15 protein-coding genes are annotated in these 21,888 nt (G+C 69.4%); 6 read left to right on the plus strand and 9 right to left on the minus strand.

Annotated features, from left to right (window positions below; all coding sequences use genetic code 11):
* Positions 1-8: 8 nt before the first annotated feature.
* The 3 genes from TSH64_RS24445 to TSH64_RS24455 are packed head-to-tail and all read right to left on the minus strand — an operon-like array spanning position 9 to position 2,511.
* Positions 9-935, minus strand: coding sequence for an amino acid--[acyl-carrier-protein] ligase (locus tag TSH64_RS24445; RefSeq protein ID WP_199237656.1), 927 nt, complete (start codon positions 933-935; stop codon positions 9-11).
* Complete coding sequence (locus TSH64_RS24450) at positions 932-2,155, minus strand: acyl-CoA dehydrogenase family protein (RefSeq protein WP_109449004.1); 1,224 nt, start codon at positions 2,153-2,155, stop codon at positions 932-934. Before TSH64_RS24450 ends, TSH64_RS24445 begins: the two co-directional genes overlap by 4 nt.
* Complete coding sequence (locus TSH64_RS24455; RefSeq protein ID WP_282188120.1) at positions 2,152-2,511, minus strand: acyl carrier protein; 360 nt, start codon at positions 2,509-2,511, stop codon at positions 2,152-2,154. The genes TSH64_RS24450 and TSH64_RS24455 overlap by 4 nt, the downstream gene beginning before the upstream one ends.
* 619 nt (positions 2,512-3,130) lie before the next feature.
* Here TSH64_RS24455 and TSH64_RS24460 point away from each other — a divergent pair.
* A complete protein-coding gene (locus TSH64_RS24460; protein ID WP_109449006.1) occupies positions 3,131-5,776 on the plus strand; it encodes a methyl-accepting chemotaxis protein in 2,646 nt (881 codons plus the stop codon).
* A gap of 24 nt (positions 5,777-5,800) precedes the next feature.
* Here TSH64_RS24460 and TSH64_RS24465 read toward each other — a convergent pair whose 3' ends face one another.
* The 3 genes from TSH64_RS24465 to TSH64_RS24475 all read right to left on the minus strand — a co-directional run bounded on the left by TSH64_RS24465 (position 5,801) and on the right by TSH64_RS24475 (position 9,914).
* Entirely contained in the window at positions 5,801-6,508 is a 708-nt protein-coding gene (locus TSH64_RS24465) for a Crp/Fnr family transcriptional regulator (RefSeq protein ID WP_247873122.1), read from the minus strand.
* Positions 6,509-6,611: 103 nt separating this feature from the next.
* On the minus strand, positions 6,612-8,450 hold the full coding sequence (locus TSH64_RS24470) for an ABC transporter ATP-binding protein/permease (protein WP_247873123.1): 1,839 nt from the start codon (positions 8,448-8,450) through the stop codon (positions 6,612-6,614).
* Positions 8,451-8,549: 99 nt separating this feature from the next.
* Entirely contained in the window at positions 8,550-9,914 is a 1,365-nt protein-coding gene (locus tag TSH64_RS24475) for a GH1 family beta-glucosidase (protein WP_109449012.1), read from the minus strand.
* Positions 9,915-10,124: 210 nt separating this feature from the next.
* On the opposite strand from TSH64_RS24475, the gene TSH64_RS24480 reads away from it, so the two are divergent.
* A complete protein-coding gene (locus TSH64_RS24480) occupies positions 10,125-11,408 on the plus strand; it encodes an alpha-glucosidase/alpha-galactosidase (protein ID WP_109449014.1) in 1,284 nt (427 codons plus the stop codon).
* Between the two features lie 6 nt (positions 11,409-11,414).
* On the opposite strand, the gene TSH64_RS24485 is transcribed toward TSH64_RS24480, so the two are convergent.
* A complete protein-coding gene (locus tag TSH64_RS24485; protein WP_109449016.1) occupies positions 11,415-12,560 on the minus strand; it encodes an MFS transporter in 1,146 nt (381 codons plus the stop codon).
* Positions 12,561-12,769: 209 nt separating this feature from the next.
* Between TSH64_RS24485 and TSH64_RS24490 the strand changes: the two genes are divergently transcribed.
* Together TSH64_RS24490 and TSH64_RS24495 are read left to right on the plus strand one after the other, a co-directional pair.
* A complete protein-coding gene (locus TSH64_RS24490; RefSeq protein WP_109453006.1) occupies positions 12,770-13,585 on the plus strand; it encodes an alpha/beta hydrolase in 816 nt (271 codons plus the stop codon).
* 41 nt (positions 13,586-13,626) lie between these two features.
* Positions 13,627-14,511, plus strand: coding sequence for a helix-turn-helix transcriptional regulator (locus tag TSH64_RS24495; RefSeq protein ID WP_109453007.1), 885 nt, complete (start codon positions 13,627-13,629; stop codon positions 14,509-14,511).
* Here TSH64_RS24495 and putA read toward each other — a convergent pair.
* Together putA and TSH64_RS24505 are read right to left on the minus strand one after the other, a co-directional pair.
* A complete protein-coding gene (gene putA / locus TSH64_RS24500; protein WP_247873124.1) occupies positions 14,508-18,254 on the minus strand; it encodes a trifunctional transcriptional regulator/proline dehydrogenase/L-glutamate gamma-semialdehyde dehydrogenase in 3,747 nt (1,248 codons plus the stop codon). The genes TSH64_RS24495 and putA overlap by 4 nt on opposite strands.
* Before the next feature lie 369 nt (positions 18,255-18,623).
* Positions 18,624-19,241, minus strand: a complete 618-nt coding sequence (locus TSH64_RS24505) for a metal-dependent hydrolase (protein WP_109449020.1) — start codon at positions 19,239-19,241, stop codon at positions 18,624-18,626.
* A gap of 444 nt (positions 19,242-19,685) precedes the next feature.
* On the opposite strand from TSH64_RS24505, the gene TSH64_RS24510 reads away from it, so the two are divergent.
* The gene (locus TSH64_RS24510; RefSeq protein WP_109449022.1) at positions 19,686-21,179 is read left to right on the plus strand and encodes a glycosyltransferase family 87 protein; all 1,494 of its coding nucleotides are present in this window, start codon (positions 19,686-19,688) and stop codon (positions 21,177-21,179) included.
* Between the two features lie 92 nt (positions 21,180-21,271).
* Positions 21,272-21,877 carry a hemerythrin domain-containing protein gene (locus TSH64_RS24515; protein WP_109449024.1) on the plus strand — a complete coding sequence of 202 codons (606 nt, stop codon included), beginning with the start codon at positions 21,272-21,274 and terminating at the stop codon, positions 21,875-21,877.
* Positions 21,878-21,888 lie beyond the last annotated feature (11 nt).

The raw sequence follows: 21,888 nt of genomic DNA on the forward strand, positions 1-21,888 counted from the left end.
GGTGCCGGTTACCCCCACAGGACCTTGCGCACCGACGCCGGCCACTGCGCGGTGTCGAAGCCATGGTGGCGGAACAGCGCCAGCGCCACGCGTTCCATGCCGAAGCCGACGCAGGCGGTGTGGGCGACGCCGTCATCGGCGGTGTGGATGTCCCACAGATGGCCGAAATGGTCCTGGTGGTAGTTGAAGCTGAGGCAGGCGGTCGGCTTCTCGGTGCTGGTGATCGGGATCAGCAGCTCGAACTTCAGCTTCTGCTCGCGCTGGCTGTTCGACAGCATGGTGCCGGCCCGGCCGAAGAAGGGGTCGTTGGCGACATCGACGTCGAGCGGCACCTCCAGCGAGCCCATCATCGCGCGCCCGCGCTCCAGCCACAGCTCGCGGAACTCCACGACCTGATCGGGGGTGCCGATGCGGATGTATTCGCGCATGCGGAACAGCTGCATACGGGCGGGGTCGATCGACGGCTCATGCCGGAAGCAGTAGGAGAAGACGTCGATCAGCTTGCCCTCGCCGGGCAGCGGGCCCCGCCGCGCGATGGTCGGATAGACCGGGTAGCAGGCGGCCGGCGTCATCACCACGTCGGTCGCGACCTGATCCTCGGTCCAGTCCTGGCCCTCCTCCAGCCGGCGCAGCAGGGTGCGGTGCGCCTTCTCGTCGCCACCGAAGCTGTGGATGGTGCCGGCCAGATGGGGGAAGCTCTTCAGATACTCGCTTTCCTCGAAATACTGGCGGTTCAGCGCCGGCGGGAAGCGCATCACCTCCGCCCCGTCCTGGCCGCCCCAGCGGGTGACCAGCGCGTCGAAGCGCTCCACCACATCCTCGAAGACGCCGCTGCGGCCATAGAGACCGTCCACGCCCGTCGGGATCAGCAGGCCCGCCTCCACCAGCGCGTCGCGATAGGCGGCCTGGGCGGCCGTGATGTCGACCATGTTCATTCGAAGGCCCCCGACCCGTCGCGCTGGACGAGCAGCTGTGTGGAGATGTGCGACATGATGCGGTCGTTGCCGATCATGAGGGCGGCGGAATGGGCGTCGCGCAGGTGGCGGCCCAGGCTGTAGGGGGTGTCGTTGCGGTAGCCGGCGAGACCGCAGGTGCGGATCGACGCTTCCACCACCTCGCGCACCAGCTCCGAGGTGGTCACCTTCAGCGTGCCCATGGCGGTGGCGAAGGACAGGCTGGTCAGCCGCTCCGGTGAGCCGCAGGCCAGCTCGTACTGGCGGATGGCGGCCAGGATGACGGCCTTCATCTGCTGGAGCTTGGCGGTCGCCTCGGCCAGCCGCACGGCGGACGCCGGGGTGGTGCCGGGCTTGCGCTTGGCCTCCGAACGGACGAAGGCGCGGGCGCGGCTGACCGCGTCGGCGGCGATGCCGAGCCAGGTGCTGCTCCACAGGATGTGGGTCACCGGCAGCATGGTCTGGGCCGACAGGTCGGCGTAGGACAGCGGCAGGATCTGGTCGAGGACGCCCGCCGCCTCCAGCCGGTAGCCGTCGGAGCAGGTGCCGCGCATCCCCATCGCGTCCCAGAGGCTGGTCTTCTCCAGCCGGTAATCGTCCTTGGTCACCACCACCAGCACCTGGTCCGACGAGGGGGCGTCGGGGTTGCGGCGGGCGGTGACCAGGATCACGTCGGACTGGTCGCCGTAGGAGATGACCGACGCGTTCTTGGCCAGGGTGAAGCGGTCGCCGCCAGCCTCCTGATCCGCCTGCACGGCGCAGACGCTGTTGCGGATGTCGCCGCCGGTCTCCTTCTCCGTCGTGGCGGAGCCGAGCAGGAGCTGGCCGGCGGCGATGCGCTGCATCAACTCGCGGTGCCAGCCGTTGCCGCCATGGTTGACCAGACAGGCGATCTGGATCTGGTGCATGGCATAGATCATGCCGGTGGCGGCGCAGCCGCGGGCCAGCGCATGGCAGGCGGCGGCCACATCGAACAGCGACGCACCGCCGCCGCCGAGTTCCGCCGGGATCATGACGCCCAGCAGCTTCTCCGCACGCAGGGCTTCGAAGGCCTCGATGGGGAAGCGGCCGTCGCGGTCGACGTCAGGGGCGTGGCGCGCGGCGATCTCGGCACCGATGGCGCGCGCGCGGGCCACGATATTGGCTGGGGCCTGGACCGATGCTGGAGTCAGCTCGGCCAGGCCGGCCAGGGCCGCGTTCACGCCTCGCCCCCGTCGACCAGGCCGCGCACCGCGTCGCGGATGGCGGCGATGCTCTCGAAGGTGCGGCGGTTCAGCAGCTTTTCCGGAAACTCGATGTCGAACTGCTCCTCCAGCCCCAGCATCAGGCCGACGCAGCCATGCGAGGTGAGGCCGGCGGCATAGAGGTCGTCGTCGATGGCGAGCGTTCCGGCATCGACCGCCAGCCCGCCGCACTCCGCCAGGACGGAGCGGATGCCGGCGACCGTCTCGTCGTCGGCGCCGCCGCCGGGCGGACGTCCGAGGCCCCCGGCGGCCCCGGCGGCCTGGAAGCCCTCATGGGAAGAATTGGCGTAAGGCGGGCTGGCATCCTGCGGCATTCTCGAATTCCCTCGGGCAAACTTGCTGGTCTGAAGCTAGCCACGCCATCCCGGTGCTTCCACTCGGCATCGGTATGGCCGCACCGCTATCCAAGTGATCGCTTTTTCACCGGTGGGGGTAAGCAGAGGGATAGGGTCGGTCGATAGCCCGGATAGCTTTGGTGCTGCCCGCTATGGCCATGATCCTTGCGCATAGGCTCAAGCCGGGGCTTGGGCTTGGCCGCTGGAAGACAGGCGGCTCCTGCCCCCGCGGCACCGGAGGGCGGACCCCACCGGCGGCGGGCAACGGAGTTTCCTGCGAGCGAAATTTTCCCATCCATTTTGCCTACCTCTTCCGTATAGCGGAAGGACGGCGACTATCTTTTCTCGGTCACGGAAAAAGAAGTTGACGGCTGCTCGCGCTGTCGAAAAGCATGCAAGGGCCGGTGTGGCCGATGGTCGCAAGCACTTCGCGGCGCTTGCATTGCCGTGATTGCGCACAATGCGGACGCGCAGCCCCCCTCCCCCCAGGCGAGGCTGCAGGCGCCCGGCCAGAGTTCGTGCCGGCCTCGTTTCGTGCAGGCCTCGTTTCGTGCAGATCGACCAGCGACCACACCCGCCTTCAAGGGACACCGACGCCATGACCATCGCCGAAACCACCGCCCCGCAAACCGGTCCCGACCTGTCCGGTACAGGCGGCGGACGCCGCCCCGGCCTGCGGTTGGGCGTGCGGGCGAAGCTGATGCTGGCCTTCGCCGGCATGGCGGCGATGACGGTGGCGGCCAGCGGCGTCGGGCTGGTGTCCTTCTCGGCGGTCGAGCGGCCGATGGCGCAGATCGCCGACACCAGCCTGCCGGAGATGGAGCTGGCGACCCGGCTGGCCGGCGAAAGCGGCGCCATCGCCTCGGCCGCCCCGATGCTGGACGGCGCCGCCAGCCAGGAGGAGCGGGAACGGCTTCGGACGGAGGCGCAGGAGCGCGCCCGCGGCTTCCTCTCCCTGGTGGACGATCTGGCAGCACGCCGGCCGCAGGACCCGCTTTTGTCGGAGGTGCGCGAGACCGGCAATGCCCTGATCGGCACGCTCGACCGCATCAATGACGGGGTGGCCCGGCGCCTGTCGCTGCATGACCGGCGCGAGGCGGCCTCGACCCGGCTGGCCCAGACCTATGACGGCTTCCTGAAGACGCTGGCGCCGCTGGTCGACGGGTCGAGCCAAGCCTTGCAGGAAAAAGGCATGGCGCTCGACGGCGGCACCGACCGCGAGATGGGGGCTCTGTCGGACGCCGTGCGGTCGATGATCGCGCTCTATGACCTGCGCGGCGGGATCGCCGGTGCGCTCGACGCCATGAACCGCTCCGGCGCGGCGCAGGACGCCAAGACCGTCGGCGACCAGCAGCAGTCCTTTCTGGAGGCCTCGTCCCAGGTGACGGCCACGCTCGGCACGCTGGGCGACCGGCTGCCGGCCGACGCCGCCGGCAAGATCGACGCGCTGTTCCTGTTCGGCTACGGCAAGGACAATGTCTTCGACCTGCGCCGCGCGGCGCTGGAAGGCACCGGCGGGCCGGCGGCGGACCGCCAGCTGGCCGAACGGCTGGCCGACGCCCGGACGCAGGCCGCACAGCTGCTCACCCTGCTGAACGCGCCGCTGCGCAAGGTGCAGAGCGATATCAAGCGCGCCAACTTCGACATCCGGTCCCAGGTGCAGGACGCGGTGCAGGATCTGCTCGGCCGTGGGCTGGAGCAGTTCCGCACGAACCTGGAGCTGTCGACCTACGGCACCGCCCTGACCGGCGCCCTGAACGAGGCGTCGCAGGCCCCCGACGCCGCCCGGCTCGACCTGTTGGAAAAGCGCTTCTCCACCGCCTCCTCCTCGCTGTTCGAGCGGATCGGCACGCTGCGCGCCCAGGCCGGCGACAGTGCCGCCGGCACCGAGGTGCTGGCCGCGCTGGTGAAGGCGCTGATCGGCTTCGGCCGTGGCGAGGAAGGGGTGATCGCGCTGCGCCGCGGCGAACTGGCGGCGATGGCGGACACCGAGCGGATGCTCGCCGAGAACCGGCAGCTGGCCCAGCGCTTCGCCGCCACGGTGGACCGCAAGATCGCCGCGATGCGCGAGGAGGCCAAGGCCGCGGTCGCCGGCACCGACGACACCATCGCCGCCGGCCGCAAGATGCTGGTCCTGTTCGCGGTCGGCAGCCTGATCGTCGCCGCCGCCCTGGCCTGGCTGGTGGTCGGCCGCCACATCGTGGCACGGCTCAGCGGGCTGTCGGACGCCATGCGGGCGATTGCCGCCGGCAACCTGAACGCGCCGATCCCCGCCGCCGGTGCGGACGAGATCGGCGACATGACCCGCGCCCTGATGGTCTTCCGCGACACCGCCAACGAGGCGAAGGCCGCCAACGCGCGGGCCGAGGCCGAACGCGGCCGTGCCGCCGGCGAACGCCGCCGCGCCATGGTCGAGATGGCCGAGAATTTCGAAAGCAGCGTGCGCGGCGTGCTGGACCGCGTCTCCCAGGCCGCCGGCGAGATGCAGAGCATGGCCGAACGCATGAGCCGCAGCGCCGACCTGACCGCCGGGGAGGCGACGACCGCCGCCGGCAGCTCCCAGCAGGCCGAGGGCAACGTGAAGGCGGTCGCCGCCGCGACGGAAGAGCTGTCGGCCTCGATCCAGGAGATCGGCACCCAGGTCCACGCCTCCAGCCAGATCGCCCGCAAGGCCGCCGACGAGGCCGAGCGCACCGACCGCACGGTGGAAGGGCTGGCCCAGACCGCCGGCCGCATCGGCGAAGTGGTCGGGCTGATCCAGAGCATCGCCGGCCAGACCAACCTGCTGGCGCTGAACGCCACCATCGAGGCGGCGCGGGCCGGCGAGGCCGGCAAGGGCTTCGCGGTGGTGGCGTCGGAGGTGAAGGGCCTCGCCACCCAGACGGCGAAGGCGACGGAGGACATCTCCGCCCAGATCGCCGCCATGCAGTCGGTGACGCAGGAGGCGGTCGACGCCATCCGCTCCATCGCCGGCACCATCCGCGAGGTGAACGAGATCGCCGCCACCATCGCCGCCGCGGTGGAGCAGCAGAGCGCCGCCACCCGCGAGATCGCCCGCAATGTCGGCGAGGCGGCGGACAGCACCCAGCATGTCCGCGGCAACATCGACAGCGTCGCCGATGCGGCGCGGGAGTCGGGGGAATCGGCCAACCGCGTGCTGTCGGCCTCCTCCACCGTGCAGGAGCAGCTGCGGACGCTGGCCGGTCAGGTCGACGGGCTGGTCGGGGAAATGCGGGCGGCTTAAGGCCGGTACGTTGCCGGGGACGGGCTAAGGCCCGTCCGCCAGCTCGCGCAGGGCGGTCACGTCGCAGCGGAAGCGGTTGGGCCGCAGCTCCTCCAGCAGGCCCTGCCGCTTCAGTTCCGCCACCACGCGGCTGGCGGTCTCGGTGGTGATGCCCAGCACGGCGCCGACATCCTCCCGGCCGAAGAAGTCGCACTCGCCGCGGTCGTCCACCAGGGTCAGGAACAGCCGGGCGACCCGCGCCCTGGCGCTGCCGGTGCCGAGTTCGACCAGAAAGGCGTCGGCCCGCTCCACCGCCTGGTGCCAGCGGCGCATCAGCTGCTGGTGCAGGTGCTGCGTCTCCTCCGACAGGCGCTGGATCACCGCGCGCGGGATGCGGCAGGTCAGGACCGGATGGATGGCGATGGCGGTGTGGCGGTAGGGCTCGCCCAGCGCCGCCTCCAGCCCGGCGGTGTCGCCGGTGCGCAGCAGCCGGACGATGCGCTGGCCGCCGTTCGGCAGATACTGCACCAGCTTCACCAGCCCGCCGCGCACGGTGAAGAGCGCCGCCGGCTCGTCGCCGACATGGTAGAGTGCGGCCCCCGGCGCCACCGTCATCTCGTCGATGGGCAGATGGATCAGGTTGAAATCCGGTTCCGTCAGGTCGGCGAAGAGTGCCGAGTCCCGGATGCCGCACCCCCGGCAGTTCGCCAGCCCCCGCCATGCCGCGTTGATGCTGGTCTTCTTCACGCTCATGTCCATGGTGGTGCGGGGCGGCTGCTTCTGTTGGTGCCAACGATGACCGCCGCGCAGTGTGGCAGCTTTTCGGACCGGTTCCAAGGATGCGGGAGGCGGCCGGTCAGGCCGCGCTCTCCTCCACCGGCCGGATCGGCCGCACCTCCTCGCGCAGGGTGACGGCGCCGTTGGTGCGCTCCAGCACCAGCTTGCGGCCGTGGTGGGCGGCCAGTGCCGCATGGTGGCCGATGGTCAGCAGGGTGGCATGCGGCAGTTCGCGCTCCATCAGCGACAGAAGCTCCTCCTCCGCCGGGGGATCGAGGCTGTCGGTCGCGTCCTCCAGGAAGATCCAGTCGGGGCGGCGGATCAGCAGCCGGGCGAAGCCCAGCCGCTGGCGCTCGGGCACCGACAGCACCTCGTCCCAATGGTCGAGGCTGTCCAGCCGGCCGACGAGGTCGGGCAACCCGACGCTGACCAGCGCCTCGGCCGCCTTGTCGTCGCCGACCGACGCCGCCGTGCCGGGATAGGCCAACACCGCGCGCAGGCTGGCATGGGGCAAATAGGGGCGTTCCGGCATGAAGAAGACGCGGGTGTGGGCCGGCAGGGTGATCAGCCCGCGCCCCCAGGGCCAGACGCCGGCCACGGCGCGGAACAGCCGGATGGTCGCCGTCGCGTCGCCGCCGATCAGCACGCGGTCGCCCGGCCGCACCTCCAGGTCGAAGGGATGGACGACCGCCGTGCCGTTCGGCTCGTCGATGGCGACGCCGCGGAAGGTCAGCCTGTCGTGCTCGTCGGAACGCACCAGCTGGATGTGGGCGTCCGGCACCTCGCAGACATTGCGGTCCAGCCGCACCAGCGCGTCGTGCAGGTTCAGCACGCGCTCCACCGACGCCCGCCATTCGGCGACGCGCGGCAGATTGTCGATGGGCCAGGACAGGGCGCCGACCGTCTGCTGGAAGGCCTGCGCCGTCTGCATCAGCACGCCGAGCGTGATGGTGCCGGCGATGTAGCGCGGGGCGGCGACCAGAACCGGAAAGGCGGTGGACAGCACCGAATAGCTGGCGCTGAACACCATCATGTGGCTGAGCGCCCGGGTCTGGCCGTTCCAGCCCCGCACCACCCCGCCGAACAGGCCGGAGAGGTGGCCGCGCTCCGCCGATTCGCCATGCAGCAGGGCGATGGTCTGGCCGTTCTCGCGGATGCGGGCCAGCGCGAAGCGGAAATCGGCCTCGTAGCCCTGGCGGCGGTTGACCGCGTTGACCAGCGGCTGGCCGATCAGCATGGCGATGGTGGTGCCGACCGCGGCATAGAGAAGCGCCACGAACAGCAGGTGGCCCGGCACCGCCAGCTCGGTCCCGAACAGCGTGACCGACAGGGTGCCGGACAGCATCCACAGGATGTTGGTGAAACTGACCAGCAGCAGCGCGCAATAGGTCAGCGAATGGCCGAGATCGATGGCCATCTCCGCGGTGATGCGGATGTCCTCGGCGATGCGGCCGTCGGGGTTGTCGTGCTCGCCCGGCATGTAGGCGATCTGGTGGTGCCGGCCGCGGCGCAGCCAGTCCTCCAGCAGCTTGCGGGTCAGCCAGTCGCGCCAGCCCATCTGCAACCGGCGCTTCACCCGCAGATGCAGGACGACGATGACGATGTTGTAGAGGATGATCAGCCCGACCAGACCGATCATGGTCAGGAAACGGTCCATGGAGCGCTGTTCGAGCGCGTCGAACAGCCGCTCGCTCCACAGGTTGATCAGGACGGGGACCGAAACCTGCCCCACCGTCAGCACGACCAGCGCCACGGTCAGCGCCCACACGGTCACCCGCGTGCGCCCATGCCAATAGCCGCCCGCCAGGCTCAGAAAGCGACGGGCAAAGCCGGGAGCCTTGCCGCCGGCATCATCGCCGCCCTTGCCAGTTCCGGAGCCTTTGCCGGCGCCCGTGTCGCCGCCTGTGTCCTCGGTCATCCCGCCCATTCCGGGCCTCCGCACAATCCCTCAACATCCGTATAACCAACGAATAGGACGTGGCAGGCCGAAAGTACAGGGGCTGCGACGAAAGAAAGATCAAAGCCGTCCAGTTCTCACAACCTCCGCGAGGAAGCGGTAGCTGTCCTTCGGCGTGCGCTCCAGCGTGTCGTAATCGACCCTCACAATGCCGAAGCGCTTCGACAGGCCGTAGGCCCATTCAAAATTGTCCAGCAGGCTCCAGCACAGATAGCCCGTGACGTTGCAGCCGTCGGCCAGCGCCTGCGCCACCGATTCCAGATGCTCGCGGTAATAGAGAACCCGCTCGGCATCGTGGATCTGGCCGTCCGGCGTCACCACGTCGTCATAGGCGCAGCCATTCTCGGCGATGAAGACGGCGGGGTTGCCGTAGTCGGTGCGGAGTTCGCTCAGCAGGTCGTAGAGCCCCTCCGGCTGCACCGGCCAGGCCATGCCGGTCCAGCGCCGGCACCGGGCCTCGCCCCAGCCGACGGCGAAGGGCCGCCCCTCCTCATGCTTCATCGTCATGCGGGAATAGTAATTGATGCCCAGCAGATCGATGGGGTAACGGATCGCCTCCTCGTCGCCGGGCAGAACGAACTCCGCCATTTTGTCGGCCAGCAGCGCCGGGATTTGCCCGCGCGTCAGCCCGTCCAGCGCCACCCGGTTCCACACCGCATCCCAGCGGGCGGCGGCGGCGACATCCTCCGGCCGGTCGCTGTCGGGAACGCTCGGCTGAAGGTTCAGCACGGTGCCCAGCGTCAGGCCGGACCGCTCCGCCGCGATGGCGCGCAGGGCGGCACCCTGGGCCAGATTCTGGTGGTGCAGGGCGCGCAGGATGCCCTGTTCGCCCAGCCGGTGGCCGGGGGCATGCTCGCCGACGCCATAGCCGAAGATGGCGACGACGTTCGGCTCGTTCAGCATCATCCAGCTCTTGACCCGGTCGGCCAGCCGGGCGGTGACGATGCGGGCATAGTCGGCGAAGGGGCCGACGATCTCCCGCCCCTGCCAGCCGCCGGCATCCTCCAGCGGCTGCGGCAGATCCCAATGGTAGAGGCAGGCCATCGGCGTGATGCCGGCCTCCAGCAGGCTGTCGACCAGCCGGTCGTAGAAGTCGAGGCCGCGCGTCTCCACCGCCCCGGTTCCCGTCGGCAGGATGCGCGGCCAGGCGATGGAGAAGCGGTAGCTGTCGAAGCCCGCCGCCTTCATCAGCGCGATGTCTTCCGGGTAGCGGTGATAATGGTCGCAGGCGACGGCGGCGCTGCTGCCGTCCATGATGCGTCCATCAGCCGTGAAAGTGTCCCACACGCAGGGCCCGCGCCCGTCGGCATTGGCCGCCCCTTCGATCTGGTAGGCGGCGGTCGAGGCCCCCCAGCGGAAATCCGGTGGGAAACTCAGCGGCTTGGCATCGGCGGCCTGGGATACGGGCTGGCTGAAGCTGTCCATTCATTTCCTCCCGAGGGGCATGGTTCGTTTTCCCCAGCATGCCGCAGCGGGAGCCCGTGCGCCATGGGACAAGCATGCGAACGGTCCGGGCGCGACGCGGTGGCGCAGCCGGAGCCGGTTGCACACAGGCACTGTGCGGACCTGCCCGAACGGCGTAGCCTGATCCCACAAGACGGCGGCCAGCCGCTCCGTTTACGGAGGAAACGCAAGATGCCCAACACCACGAAGATCGTCTTCATCGGCGCCGGCAGCGCCGCTTTCGGGCTCAGCCTGTTCCAGGATCTGTTCTCCACCACCGAACTGGCCGGCAGCACCCTGACGCTGGTCGATACCAACCCGGAGGCTCTCGACCGCATGGCGGCGCTGGCCGGGGTGCTGAACCGGCGGGGGAATGCCGGCCTCACCATCGAGACGACCACCGACCGCAAGGCGGCGCTCCAGGGTGCCGGCTTCGTGCTGTGCGCCATCGCCATCGACCGCAACCGGCTGTGGAGGCTGGATTTCGAGGTGCCGAGGAAGCACGGCATCCGTCACACGCTGGGCGAGAATGGCGGTCCCGGCGGGCTGTTCTTCACGCTGCGCACCCTGCCGCTGATCGTCGACATCGCCCGCGACGTCGAGGCGATCTGCCCCGATGCGCTGTTCATCAACCTGTCCAACCCGGAAAGCCGCATCGTGCTGGGGCTGTCGCGCTGCACGGGCGTGCGGACGCTGGGGCTCTGCCACGGCATCTTCCTGGCGCGCTGGTCCATCTGCCAGATCCTGGGCATGGCCGAGAAGGAGGTCGATGTCTGGGGCGCCGGGCTGAACCATTTCCAATGGCTGACCGCCATCCGAGAGAAGGCGACGGGCCGCGACCTCTACCCCCTGCTGCGCGAACGGGAGGCGACGCACGACCCGTCCTTCACCCCGCTGGCGCGCCGCCTGTTCCACGCCTTCGGCCTGTGGGTGACGCCCAGCGACGACCACACCGGCGAATTCCTGCCCTATGGCTGGGAGGCCGGGGAGCATGGCTTCGACTTCCGCCACGATGAAGAGGGCCGCGTCATCCTGCGCGACCTGATGGACGGGGTCATCGCCGGCAGCCGGCCGATCCCCGACGACTGGACCAAGCCGTCCTGGGGCGAGCGGGCGGTGGCGGTGATCGCCGGCCAGCTGCACAACCAGAAGCGCTTCATCGAAAGCGGCATCGTCATCAACCGCGGCGTCATTCCCGGCCTGCCCGACGAGCTGGCGGTCGAGGTGCCCGTGATCGCCGATGCCGCCGGCGTCCATCCGATGTCGCTCGGCCGCTTGCCCGACGGCATCCTGAAGCTGCTGTCGGTCCAGGCCAACGTGCAGCAACTGTCGGTGGAGGCGGCGCTGCACGGGTCGAAGGAGTTGGCGCTTCAGGCCCTGCTGATCGATCCCGTCGTCAACTCCAGCACGGCGGCAGCCGCCATCCTCGACGAGCTGTGGGAGGCGAACCGGCTCTATATCCGGGCGTGTTTGTAACTCGGCCTACCGCCGCCGGATCAGCTGGGCCGAGGCGAAGCCCAGCCCGGCGGTCAGCGCGCCGACGCCAAGGAACAGCGGCGCAAAGCCGGTGTGGGAGGAAATATAGCCGTACAGCACCGGGCCGATGCCCTGGCCGATGAAGAAGCTCGACGCGAACAGGGCCAGCGCCGACCCGCGGGCGGTGGGGGCCAGCTCCGTCGCCTGGGTCTGCATGGTGTTGTGCAGCATGTAGAAACCGAAGCCGGCGACCAGGAAGGCGAGGCTGACCACCGGCCAGGGCACCGGGAAGGCGATGACCAGATAGGCCAGACCGGCCGCCAGACCGCCGGCCTTCATCATGCCCCATTGGCCGAGCGAGGCGATCAGCCGCCGCACCACGGCGCTGTAGAAGACGCCACCGATGGCGAAGGCGGCGATGGTCAATCCGGCCTGGAAGGCGCCGGCCGCACCATGTTCGATCAGCACCGGTGCCACGAAGGGGAAGACGCCGAAGATCAGCAGCCCTTCCGCCGCCACCGTGGCGAAGACGAACAGCGAGGCCGGGTTGGTCAGCACGGTGGCGTAGCGCCGCTGGGCGTCGGCCACCGACAGGGGCGAGCGCGTCTCGACCTCGCGCGCCAGCCCGATGAGGGCTGCTGCACAGATCAGCGCGGTCAGGCCGGCGGACAGGCCGAACACCGCGCGCCAGCCGAAGGCCTCGGCCAGCGCGCCCGACACGGCGGAACCCGACATCTGTCCCAGGATGACCGCCAACAGGAAGCGGCTGATGGCGATCTGCCGCTCCTCATAGGGAACCCGGTCGCCGATCAGCGCCATGGAGGCCGGGATGATGCCGCCGGCAAAGGCGCCGGCCAGGATGCGCCCGGCCATCACCGTGCCATAGCTCGGCGCGATGGTGGACAGCACCAGACCGACCGTCAGCACCGACAGGGCCAGCCGGACCAGCCGCGACTTGCCGATGGAATCGCCCACCGGCCCCAGCACGATCTGCATCAGCGCATAGGGCAGCGTGTAGGCCGAGGCCAGCAGCGCCGCTTGCCGCACCGTCACATCGAGATCGTCGGCGATCAGCGTCAGCATCGGATCGGTGGTGCGGAGCGAGAAGGCGCTGGCGAAGCCGGCAAGGCCGAGCAGGAAGATCAGGCGCATCGAGGATCCGAACGGCAGCGGTGACGGTTCAGGACCTTAACCGGATCGCGCAGCCGCGTACCGCAATGCGGCAGTGATGGCAGGCATGCGCGCGCCGCAGGAACGTTCGTGTGCCTCATTACCCGGCAGGTAATCGATTCCGCTCCCTCCGCCGGGCAATCCTGGGGTTGCCGGGACGATCCGGCGGACAGCAGGGGAGGATGAACATCATGGGCGTCATCAACACCGACGACGGCGTGCGCCTGTTCTACCGCGACTGGGGCAACAGGAAGGGAGGGCGGACCATCGTCTTCGTATCGAGCTGGTCGCTGACCTCCGACGCCTGGGCCTATCAGATGGCGCCACTGTCCGAACAGGGATGCCGCTGCATCGCCTTCGACCGCCGCGGCCACGGCCGGTCGGACGAATCACCGTCCGGCTACGGCTTCGACCGGCTGGCGGACGACATCGCGGCATTGCTCGACGGGCTGGATTTGCGCGACGTGACCCTGGTCGGCCATTCGATGGCGACAGGGGAGATCGTGCGCTACCTGTCCCGCCACGGCGCCGGGCGGGTCAAGGGCGTGGTGATGGTCGGGACCATCACGCCGCTGATGGCGCGGACCGGCGACAATCCCGACGGGGTCGATCCGGCGCTGTTCGAAGCCTTCCGGACGGAACAGCTGCTGCGCGACTTCCCGAAATGGCTCGGCGACAACGTCGATCCTTTCGTAAACGCGGAAACCTCGGCGGAGATGAAGGGGTGGATCGTCGGCATGGCGCTTCAATCCTCGCTGATGGCCCTGCTGGAGTGCAACCGCGCCATCACCGCGGCCGATTTCCGGGCGGAGCTGCCGGCCATTGCCGTGCCGACCCTGGTCGTCCATGGCGACCGCGACGTGACGACGCCGCTGGCGCTCGCCGAGCGCACGGTGGCGCTGATGCCGAATGCCAGGCTGTCCTTTTACGAGGGAGCGCCGCACGGCCTGTTCATCACCCACCGCGACCGCTTCAACGCGGAACTGCTGGCCTTCGCCCGCGGATGACGGCAACCATCGACGGCACCACCGGTTCGGAGCCAGCTCCCATGCCCCAGGACATCCCGCAGACACCCGGCCGAAACGGCAGGATTCCGGCCCCGCCGCCGGTCGGCGCCCTGTTGCGGTCCTGGCGCCAGCGCCGGGGGCTGAGCCAGCTCGATCTCGCCTGCGAGGCGGACATCTCGACCCGGCATGTCAGCTTTCTGGAGACAGGCCGGTCGCAGCCCAGCCGTGGCATGCTGATCCATCTGGCCGAACGGCTGGACGTGCCCTTGCGCGAGCGCAACGCGCTGCTGGTCGCCGCCGGTTTCGCCCCGGTCTACAGCGAACACAGTTTGGACAGCCCGGCGATGCAGGCGGCACGCAAGGCGGTCGATCTGGTGCTGACCGGGCATGAGCCCTTCCCGGCGCTGGCGGTGGACCGGCATTGGCACCTGCTGGCGGCGAACCGGGCGGTGGCGCCGCTGCTGGAAGGGGTGTCGGCGGAGCTGCTGGCCGGGCCGGTCAATGTCCTGCGCCTCAGCCTGCATCCCGACGGGCTTGCCGGCCGCATCGGCAACTGGACGCAGTGGCGCGACCATGTGCTGTCCCGCCTGACCCGCCAGATCGAGGCGGGCGCCGACCCGGTCCTGGTCGCCCTGCGCAGCGAGTTGCAGGGCTACCCGGCTCCGGCCTCCGGTCTCGGGGGCGGCAGCGAAGCCGGGCATCATCCCGACGTGGTCGTGCCGCTGCGGCTGCACACGTCCTTCGGGCTGCTGAACCTGTTCAGCACGACGACCGTCTTCGGGACGGCGGTGGACGTGACCCTGTCCGAACTGGCGATCGAGGCGTTTTTTCCGGCCGACGCCGAAACGGCAGAGCGGTTGCGCGAGGCTCTTGCAGACACCCCCTCTCCCCAAGGGAGAGAGGGGGCAGCCCCCTCCCGCTCTTAGCTCATCGCCACGAGGCTGGCGTTGCCGCCTGCGGCGGTGGTGTTGACGCTGAGCGAGCGCTCGTTCATCAGCCAGGCGATCTCCACGCCTGCGCCGCCGGCCGGAACGCCCTGGGTCGGGACGAGGGGGCCGGGCAATTCGGCGATGCGCCGGTTGGCGGCCAGCAGGCGGGTGGAATCGCCCTCCACCAGCGCACCGGCCAGCGGTCCGAAGCCGGTCCAGTTCGCGCTCACCCGGACACGGGCGGCCAGTTCCGGCGGCAGATCCGCCAGGCCGGAGGTGACGGCGCCGTCGCCATCGACCACCGCCTCGTTGCCGGCGGCGAGTGCCGCCCCCAGCAGACGGTACAGCCCGTCCTCGGTCTGCGGCAGCAGCAGGATGCGGCCGCGCGGGATCAGGCTGTAGAGGTTGCTCTCACCCACCGGACCGGCCAGTTCGACGCTGCCGCCGACGAGGGACCGCTTGGCCAGCGACCGGACGTCGGTGGCGATCTCCGCCTTGCCCCGGCCGGCGAGCCAGTCGGCCAGCGCATGGGCCAGCGCACGTACGGCGTCGTCGCCGCGCATGCCGAGATCCAGCGCCGGCCCCAACGCCGGACGTACGGACAGCAGGCGCGACAGGTACAGCGGGCCACCGGCCTTCGGGCCGGTGCCGGACAGGCCATGGCCGCCGAAGGGCTGTACGCCGACCACCGCACCGATGGTGTTGCGGTTGACGTACAGGTTGCCGGCCTCGATCCGGCTCGTCACCCGCTCGATGGTGGCGTCGATGCGGGTGTGCAGGCCGAAGGTCAGGCCATAGCCGGTGCCGTTGATGGCGTCGACCAGCCGGTCCAGATCGTCGCGGCGGAAGCGCAGGACGTGCAGGACCGGGCCGAACACCTCGCGCTCCAGGTCGGCGATGGCGTCGATCTCGATGATGGTCGGCGCGATGAAGGTGCCCTCGGCGGTCTCCGCCGGCAACGGCAGCGATTCGACCCGGCGGCCCTTGGCCTTCATCGCCTCGATGTGGCGGACGATGCCGTCGCGCGCCTCCGCCGTGATGACCGGGCCGACATCGACGGCCAGCCGGTCGGGGCTGCCGACGCGCAGCTCGCGCATCGCGCCCTTCAGCATGGTCAGGGTGCGGTCGGCGACATCCTCCTGCAGGCAGAGGATGCGGAGCGCCGAGCAGCGCTGGCCGGCACTGTCGAAGGCAGAGGCGATCACGTCGCCGACCACCTGTTCCGCCAGGGCGGAGCTGTCGACGATCATGGCATTCTGGCCGCCGGTCTCGGCGATCAGCGGGATCGGCGCCCCCTGCCCCTCCCCTTGGGGCGACAGGCGCCCGGCCAGCTGGCGCTGGATCAGGCGGGCCACCTCGGTGGAGCCGGTGAACATCACCGCACGGGTGCCGGCATGGCCGACCAGGGCGGCGCCGACTTCGCCCGCACCGGGCAGGAGCTGGACCGCGCCGGCGGGAATGCCGGCGGCGCGCAGGAGGCGCACGGCCTCCGCCGCGACCAGCGGGGTTTCCTCCGCCGGCTTGGCCAGCACCGGGTTGCCGGCGGCGAGCGCCGCGGCGACCTGACCGGAGAAGATGGCGAGCGGGAAGTTCCACGGGCTGATGCAAACCACCGGCCCCAGCGGCAGATGGGTGTCGTTGGCGAAGCCGTCGCGGACCTGGGCGCCGTAATAGCGCAGGAAGTCGATGGCCTCGCGCACCTCGGCGATGGCGTTGGCGGCGGACTTTCCGGCCTCGCGGATGATCAGGCCGAGCAGGGTCGGCAGGCGCGCCTGCATCGCGTCGGCAGCGCGGAACAGGCAGGCGGCGCGCTCGGCAGGCGGGGTGGCGGCCCAGACCGGAGCGGCGGCCTCGGCGAACAGGAAGGCGTCGGCGATGTCGGTGGGGCCGGCCTCGATGCACTGCCCGACGACATCGCGGTGGTCGGCCGGGTTCAGCACCGGCTGAGCGGTTCCGCTGCGCTCACCGTCCGCCAGCAGCGGGGCGGCGGTCCAGGCGACGGCGGCGCTGTCGCGCAGGGCGGCGGACAGGTCGGCCAGGACCGTCTCGTTCGACAGGTCGAGGCCGGCGGAGTTCGCCCGCTCGGTGCCGTAGAGATCGGCCGGCAAGGAGATCAGCGGGTTCTTGGCGCCCACCGGCAAGGCTGCGCGGGCAATCGCCACCGGATCGGCGACCAGATCGTCGATCGACACGCTCTTGTCGGCGATGCGGTTGACGAAGGAGCTGTTGGCGCCGTTCTCCAGCAGGCGGCGGACCAGATAGGCCAGCAGCGTCTCATGGGTGCCGACCGGGGCATAGACGCGGCAGGGCCGCTTCAGTGGGCCGACCACCTCCTTGTAGAGCGGCTCGCCCATGCCGTGCAGGCACTGGAACTCGTACTGGCCGACCTTGAAGGCGCCGTTCAGGTGGGCGGCCATCTGGTAGATGGTCGCCAGCGTCTGGGCGTTGTGGGTGGCGAACTGCGGGAACACCGCGTCTGGGGCGCCCAGCAGCCGGCGGGCGCAGGCGACATAGGAGACGTCGGTGTGCAGCTTGCGGGTGTAGACCGGGAAATCCTCCAGCCCGTCGACCTGGGCGCGCTTGATCTCGCTGTCCCAATAGGCGCCCTTGACCAGACGCACCATCAGCCGGTGGCCACTGCGCCGGGCCAGATCGACGACGAAGTCGATGACATAGGGACAGCGCTTGCCATAGGCCTGGACGACGAAGCCGATGCCGTCCCAGCCCTTCAGATCCGGGTCGAAGCACAGCGCTTCCAGCAGGTCGAGCGACAGTTCCAGCCGGTCGGCCTCCTCGGCGTCGATGTTGAGGCCGATGTCGTAGCTGCGGGCCAGCCGGGCCAGCTCGGCGACGCGCGGCAGCAGCTCCGCCATGACACGGTCGGCCTGGGACCGGGAATAGCGCGGGTGCAGGGCCGACAGCTTGATCGAGATGCCGGGGCCGTCATAGATGCCGCGCCCGGCCGACGCCTTGCCGATGGCGTGGATGGCCTTTTCATAATCGGCGTAATAGCGGTCGGCGTCGGCGGCGGTGGTCGCCGCCTCCCCCAGCATGTCGTAGGAATAGCGGAAACCCTCGGCTTCCATCTTGCGGCTGTTGGAGAGCGCCTCGTCGATGGTCTGGCCGGTGACGAACTGCTCGCCCATCATGCGCATGGCGAAATCGACGCCGCGGCGGATCAGTGGCTCGCCGCCGCGCAGGATCAGCTTGGTCAGCGCCGACGACAGCGCCTGTTCGCCGCCGAAGCCGGCGCCCAGCACGCCCGTGACCTTGCCGGTGACCAGCAGCCCCCAGGTCGCGGCGTTGACGAACAGCGACGGGCTGTTGCCGAGATGGGCGCGCCAGTCGCCGCCGGCGATCTTGTCGCGGATCAGCGCGTCGCGGGTGGCGCGGTCGGGAATGCGCAACAGCGCCTCCGCCAGGCACATCAGCGCGACACCCTCCTGGCTCGACAGGCTGTATTCGTGGATCAGCCCCTCCACCCCGCGCCCCTGCGGCTTGGCGCGCAGCGCCGCGATCAGCGTGCGCGCGGTCTGGGCCGCCGCATCGGTCACCTCGGCCGGCAGCGCCGCCTGATCGACCAGCCACGCCACGCAGTCCGGCTCCGGCCGGCGGTAGGCGGCGGTGATCGCCTGGCGCAACGGCCCCACCGGACGAACGACGGGGGCGAAGGCGGCGAAGGGGCCGGCTCCGCTGGAGAGGGACGGCTCGGAAGCGGGGGCAACGCTCGGGTCGGTCATCTGGTTCATCGCGTGGCTGGCTCTGGTCGGGGGGCTCGGGGCGGCTTTGGAAAGCCCGGGTCCGGCAGTCAGGAAAGCCGGTCCAACGCCTGTCAGGCTAACCGATTTTCTAGGATCCTTTCCATCTGGTATTTTATCGATTATGCCGAATAAAGTTCCGATTTTTAGCTTATACGCAGAATATATAATGGGTTCTGCGGCTAAATGTCAGAACATCCAGCCTGTTTTGCGAGGCAAATTTTCGGCAATTCCATTTTTACGGAATAAAATTCGGCCATGCGGCTCCATTTCCGACAATCCGTCTGGATTTTCGGGTTCGCTTCGGAAAATTCGACGGGATGCCGGCGCGAACGCCCGAACGGCCGGGAGTCAGCCCTTCAGCGGCTTGGTCCGGCTGGTTTCCGGCGGCTTGCGCACAGGCAGCGGGGGAGCGGCCTTCTCCACGCCGCCCTCGCCCAGGTAGGTCTGGGCCGCGGCCACGACCGAGCGCCAGGGCCTTTGCAGCGGGAACTCCGGCCAGCCGCCGGAGAACAGGCCGGAGATCATCCAGCCCGCCATCAGCGTCACCGCCAGTTGTTCGGAAAAACCGCCGGTTTTCAGAATGGGCAGGGCGAAGTTGCGCCGCCGCTTGATCGGCCACAGCAGCGGCAGGCCGGCCGGCGTCAGCAGGTCGCCTGCCAGATGGGTGAGGTAGCCGACGATGAATGGGATCAGAACATGCTGATAGGCCGCATGTTCGTGCAGGACCCACAGGCAGCCGGCGATGGCCAGCGCGGAATGGGTGACGCCGCGATGGCCGAAGATGTTGGAAATCGCGGTGGAGAGCGGCTTGACCAGCTGGCCGAGCGTCGATTTCGGATGGTCGATGTCCGGGGCGAGCGCCCCCAGAATCGCCGCCCCGAAGGCGACCGCGTCGAAGGTCATCCCGTACCGGCTCGACAGGTAGAACCACGTGGCGCCACCGACGATTATGTGAGAGGACGCCATCACCGTCGGGTCACCGGGGGCCTGAAGCTGGTCTCTGTCGGGGCGGCATCCGGCCGAACCCGAAATTGGGGGTAGCCTGACATTAGAATATTCCGCACCCCCAGAACAATAAGCCAAGGTAAAACAAGGGATTCCGAAAACGCATAACGTCCATGCGTTCGACAACGGTGGGTTGCCGGCGCCACGACTTTGAATCGCCGACAGCCGGTGGCAGCCGGTCCGGGCAGCCACAGCCCCGACATTTTCCACGCCGCCCTTCTTCGTCCGAACGCGCCGGCAGCCGTCGCGGCGGGGTAGTCGGCTACCGCTGCGGGTGCCCGGCGCTTAATGGCATTACTCCGGTCCGGCACGGGTGGGGCACATTCCCCACACGCACTGCTCTGGCATAGTTTCGCCGACCTGCCGGCGGTTGAAGCCGGGACAAATGCCAGGGAGTGGTCGTCGATGAGATCGAAGGATTTCGTGCGCGCGGCGGAAGGAACGCTGGAAGGACCGCTGGGCGGCAGCAGGACCGGTGCGGCCGATGTCCTGGCCGCCAATGTTCTGGTCAGGGACCGCTTCGCCGCCTGGACGGTGTCGGTGGCATTCCTGTTCGTGCTGTGTGCCGACACGTTGCTCGGTGTCGTCTTCCGCCCCTATCTGGACGGCGGGACCGGCGACACCACGGTTTGGGATGTCCTGCTGCTGGTGGCGGGCCGGTCGCCGGAACGGCTTCCGCTCGACAGCTGGGAACCCATGATGACGGCCTTCACCTGGCTGCGCGAGCATGGGAAGGAGAATGTCTATGACGCCGTCTTCTTCACCCAGCATGTGAAGTTCCAGTATCCGCTGACTTCGCTGCTGGTGATGGAGGCGCTGTCGGCGGTCGGGCTGCTGCATCTGCGCATCTATGCGCTGATCAACCTGCTGATGGTGGTCGCCACCGCCGGCGGCATGGCGCTGCTGATGCGGGAGCTGGCGGAGCGCATGGGCTTCGACCGGGCGATGCGCGGCGGCGTCAGCCGGCTGACGCTTGCCGCCCTGGGGGCGGTGGCGGCGCTGTGCTTCTATCCGGTGGTCAAGGCCTTCGCCGTCGGCCAGATCCAGGTCTGGCTGAACGCCGCCTTCGTCTTCGCCACCCTGTTCACCCTGCGCGACCGGCGGGTGCTGGCCGGCGTGCTGCTCGGCGCCTCGACGCTGATCAAGCCGCAGATGTCGCTGTTCCTGGTCTGGGCGCTGTTGCGGCGGGAATGGGGGTTCGCCGTCGGCTGGGCCGCCGTTGTGCTTCCCGGCTTCGCCGCCGCCTGCGCGCTCTACGGCTTCGGGCCGTCGCTGCATTACCTCGACGTGCTGTCCTTCCTGGGCCAGCATGGCGAAAGCTACTACTCCAACCAGACCGTCAACGGGCTGCTGCACCGGCTGCTGCACAACGGCCCCAACCTGATGTCGACCACCAACGGCGACACCGAATGGCGGGGCAGCGCCTTCGCCCCCTACCACCCGCTGGTCCACATCGCGACCCTGGTTTCCGGCGTGGCCTTCGTCCTGTTCGGCCTGCTCTGGCGGATCAGGAATGGCGGGCGGCAGCCGATCGCGTCCTTCCTGGTGGCCGGCACCTGCTTCACCATCGGCACGCCCATCGCCTGGGTCCCGCATTATGGCGTCCTGCTGCCGGTCTGCGCCTATCTGCTGTTCGTGCTGATCGACCGGGCGGCGATGGAACGGACCAGCGGCGACCGGCGCCGGAACCTGGGCCGGCTGCTGATGCTGGGCGCCGGCTTCGCGATCCTGAGCAACGACTTCTTCCATCCCCTGAGCGAGCTGGCCGACACCTCCTACAACATCCTGCAATCCTACCTGTTCTTCACCGCCCTGATGCTTCTCCACCTGCTGGTGACGACCGCCGATGCGCCGGGCGAACCGTCGCCGGATGCATCGGGGGCGGCCCGGCGGTCCTGAGGGATATCACCTCCCGACGGGTCGCCGGAACGCCGGGGCTCGCGCGCCTGTTGGTGGGCGAGATGACCCAACCGGCAGGAAGGAGTCCCGTCATGGCACGTTACTCAGGATCGGATTACCCGCATCGCGACGGCACGGGCTGGCTGTCGCCGCGCGGGCTGGCGATGATGGCCGGCGGCGCGGCGCTGGCCCTGGTGGCGAGCCGGCTGCTGCCGCCGGTGGTGGCGCAGCTGGCCGGCACCGCCCGCCATGCCGCCGGGCGCGACGGCATCGACGCGCTGATCGACGACCATCGTCACATCCAGGCCCTGCTGGTCGAGATCGTGCAGACCCCCATCGACGCGCCGGGCCGCCGCACCCAGCTGCTGCTGCGGCTGAAGCGCCGGCTTGCCGCCCATGCCATGGCGGAGGAGGACGTCGTCTATCCGCTGCTGCACGAGGAGGCCCGCAAGGAGGAGGACGCCAAGCATCTCTACGGCGAGCATGCCGAGATGAAGATGCACCTCTTCACGCTGGAGCAGACGCCGAAGGACGACCCGCGCTGGCTCGCCGTGGCGCTCGACCTGAAGCGCATCGTCGACGGCCACATCCGGCAGGAGGAGGAGATCGACTTCCCCGCCCTGCGCAGCAGCCTGGACGACGGGCAGACCGCCATCATGTCCGGCAATGTCGCGCGCGAAAAGGCACTGATCCTTTGACGCTCCCCTGA

The organism is Azospirillum sp. TSH64 (assembly GCF_003116035.1).
Taxonomy (GTDB): Bacteria; Pseudomonadota; Alphaproteobacteria; order Azospirillales; family Azospirillaceae; genus Azospirillum.